General features: G+C 76.3%; 2 protein-coding genes. One reads left to right on the top strand and one right to left on the bottom strand.

What is annotated here, in order from left to right:
* Positions 1-30: 30 nt before the first annotated feature.
* Complete coding sequence (locus FOE67_RS21455) at positions 31-1,152, bottom strand: NAD-dependent epimerase/dehydratase family protein (protein ID WP_182666481.1); 1,122 nt, start codon at positions 1,150-1,152, stop codon at positions 31-33.
* Positions 1,153-1,434: 282 nt separating this feature from the next.
* On the opposite strand from FOE67_RS21455, the gene FOE67_RS21450 reads away from it, so the two are divergent.
* Positions 1,435-2,841: a zinc-dependent metalloprotease gene (locus FOE67_RS21450; RefSeq protein ID WP_182666480.1), complete on the top strand. Its 1,407-nt coding sequence runs from the start codon at positions 1,435-1,437 to the stop codon at positions 2,839-2,841.
* The last annotated feature ends 96 nt before the right edge of the window (positions 2,842-2,937 follow it).

Here is a 2,937-nt window from a genome sequence, read left to right as displayed (position 1 = left end):
GGGCGGGGTCTCCGGGCCCGCCGGCGGGGCTCAGCGGCGCCGGCGGCGGGCGCGGCGCACCAGGGCGGCGGTGCCCACCAGGGCGACCGTCGCGCCGGCGGCCCCCAGGGTGGTCGCCGCGTCCTTGCGCCCCAGGCGGCGGCCGGCCACCGCGTGCCGCCCGGCGGTCTCCTCGAGCAGGGCCGCGAGCGCCTCCTCGTTGCTCCACGCCGGCCGCCACCCCGCCTCGTAGAGCCGACCCGTGCCCACCACCCAGGGGTGCATGGTGTACGCCAGGTCGGCCGCCGGCGAGGGGGTCAGCCCCAGGCGGTGCAGGCGGGTGGCCGCGCCGAGCGCCAGGGTCGAGGGCAGCTCCATGCGGCGGATGCCGGACAGTTCCTCCACCTGCTCGTGCTCCAGCCAGCCGTCGCACCCCACCGCCAGGGGGCCGCCCGGGTCGCGACGCACCACCAGTTCCAGCGCGGTCACCAGGTCCTCGACGTGGCAGAACTGCCAACGGGGCCGGGAGCCGGCCACCAGCAGCAGCCGGGGCGACTCGAAGTACCGCGTCAGCGCGGTGTCCGCGCCGATTCCCACCACGGCGGCCGGTCGGACCACGGTGACGTTCAGACCGGGATGGGCGCGCGGGGCGCGTTCGGCCAGCGCCTCGATCTCCAGCAGGTCGCCGACCCCACTGGCGTCCGCGGAGGCCCGGAGCGCGGCGTCCTCCGACAGGGGGACGTCGTTGTCCGGGAGCGCGCCGTAGACCATCGTCGAGGTGCACAGCACCACCCGGCGCACCCCCATGGCCGCGGCGGCGGTCAGCACCGCCCGGGTGCCGCCGACGTTGAGGGCGGTGCGGGCCCCGGGGTCGGTCTCCAGGTCGAGATCGACGGCCGGGTGCACCACGACGTCCACCGGACGGCCGTCCGGGCGGAAGGGCTCGGCCAGGGCGGGATCCCGGATGTCCATCAGGTGCCACTCGGCGTCCCCGGCACCCTCGAACGTGCCCCGTCGCTCGTCCACCGCGATCACCCGGACGGGCGGTGAGGACTCCAGCAGACGTCGGGTGAGCAGGGCGCCGGCACCGCGGGCCGCCCCCGTGACGGCCACGGTCAACGCGGCCGGCCGATCGTTTCGCGCTCCGCGAACGGAGGGCTCCGGGGAACTCACAGGACGTCTCCAGCGGTTGTCTCGGTACGGGATGCGCACCCCCCATCCTGCACGAGGGACATTTACGCTGGAGGATCACGACCCGACTCGGTGCGCCGTGTCGGGATCGGGCCGGTTCCGCCGGGCCCGGTCCCCGGGCGCGCCGGGCCGACCGGCCGGAGCGCACCGGGCGCGTCGACCGGACCGACCGCCCCGTCCCCGCCGGCCGCTCGCCCGCCCCCGGGCGACGTCCGCACCATCGAGACCATCGAGCCGCACAACCGAGGATTGCCGAGGATTCCCGTGAGCGATACCCCATTCGGATTCGGTCTCCCCCGGGAGCCGGAGGACGGCGATTCCGGAAAGAACCAGGGCGGGGGCCGGGACAAGGGCCCCGACCCGGCGGACAATCCGCTGGCGGCGATGTTCGGCGCGCTGGGCGGCGGCAACCCGGGCGACCTGGGCGCGGCCTTCCAGCAGCTCGGGCAGCTGCTCTCCTCCGACGACGGCCCGGTCAACTGGGAACTGGCCCGCAACGTGGCCCGGCAGACCGTCGCCGCCGGCGCGCCCGACGGCTCGCGGGACAGCAGCGTCGGTGCCGCCGAGCGGGCCGCCGTGGGCGAGGCGCTGCGCCTGGCCGAGCTGTGGCTGGACGAGGTGACGGCGCTGCCCTCGGGCGCGACCTCGGCGGTGGCCTGGAGCCGCGCGGAGTGGGTGGAGGCCACCCTTCCGGTGTGGCGGGAGCTGGTGGACCCGGTCGCCGAGCGGGTGGGCGGCGCGATGGGCGAGGTGCTGCCGGAGGAGATGCGGGCCATGGCCGGCCCGCTGCTGGGCATGATGCGCTCGATGGGCGGTGCCATGTTCGGCACCCAGATCGGCCAGGCGGTCGGTGTGCTGGCCGGCGAGGTCGTCGGCTCCAGCGACATCGGCCTGCCGCTGGGACCGGCCGGGAAGGCGGCGCTGCTGCCGGGCAACATCGGCCGCTTCGGCGAGGGACTGGGGGTGCCCGCCGACGAGGTGCGGCTGTACCTGGCGCTGCGCGAGGCCGCCCACCACCGTCTCTTCGAGCACGTGCCGTGGCTGCGCGGCCACCTGTTCGGCGCGGTGGAGGGCTACGCCCGGGGCATCCGGGTGGACACCGGGAAGCTGGAGGACCTCGTCGGGGGGATCGACCCCTCCCGTCCCGAGGAGATCCAGGAGAAGCTCCAGCAGGGCATGTTCCAGCCGGAGGACACCCCCGAACAGCGCGCCGCGCTGGCCCGGTTGGAGACCGCCCTGGCCCTGGTCGAGGGGTGGGTGGACGCGGTCGTGCACGCCGCCGCCCAGCCGCACCTGCCCTCGGCGGGGGCGCTGCGCGAGACGCTGCGCCGGCGTCGGGCGAGCGGTGGGCCGGCGGAGCAGACCTTCGCGACCCTGATCGGTCTGGAGCTGCGCCCGCGCCGGCTGCGGGACGCCTCCCGGCTGTGGGCCTCGCTCACCGACGCGCGCGGTTACCAGGGCCGCGACCTGCTGTGGTCGCATCCGGACATGCTGCCGACCGCCGGGGACCTCGACGACCCGGACGGGTTCGTCCACCGCGAGCAGCCGGACTTCTCCGAGCTGGACCGTCTGCTGGGGGACGCCGCCGACGAGGGGAAGCCCGGCGGGTCCGGGGAGAAGGACGGGAACACCGGCGACGGGCCGGAGGGGGAACGGGGACGTCCGGAGTGACGACGGTCGAGGACCACCGGGGAGCCGGGGGGACCGGTTCCCCGAAGGGCTCCGGCGCCCCCCTGGACGGCGGGGAGGGCGGGGAAGGCGGGGACC

The organism is Streptomyces calidiresistens (genome assembly GCF_014141525.1).
Taxonomy (GTDB): Bacteria; Actinomycetota; Actinomycetes; order Streptomycetales; family Streptomycetaceae; genus Streptomyces; species Streptomyces calidiresistens.
The sequence above is the reverse complement of the archived record's forward strand: the minus strand, read 5'-3'. Positions and strand labels throughout refer to the sequence as shown.